This window comes from Bariatricus sp. HCP28S3_A4 (assembly GCF_052066395.1).
In the GTDB taxonomy this organism is placed as follows: Bacteria; Bacillota; Clostridia; order Lachnospirales; family Lachnospiraceae; genus Allocoprococcus.
Genome location: NZ_JBQHSE010000118.1, coordinates 1 through 308, shown reverse-complemented (window position 1 = coordinate 308; position 308 = coordinate 1). Strand labels below are relative to the sequence as shown.

General features: G+C 40.9%; 1 pseudogene. It reads right to left on the bottom strand.

What is annotated here, in order from left to right:
* Positions 1-308: pseudogene (locus ACTNBF_RS16620) on the bottom strand (IS21 family transposase); the annotation flags it as partial.

Here is a 308-nt window from a genome sequence, read left to right as displayed (position 1 = left end):
CTTTGCCGTTTTTCTCTCCATGTACTCGTAATGCATGGAGGGGAGCGGCATCAATTCAAGTTTCTCCTCTTCCCAATAGTAGTATCTATTATGTTCTTTCTTTTTAAACGGCTCCTTATTGAGAGCTTCCAGTTCCTTCCAAAGATCTTTGTTGAACTGATCCAGCGAAAAATACTGTTGTTCTTCAAGTTTATGGAAGAGACCTTTCTCAAGAATACCTACCGCGTTTTCTACTGAACTCTTAAATTTGGGCTTTCTGACCTTGGCTGGAAGAATTACAGTTCCATAATGATCAGCCCAGTCAGCGT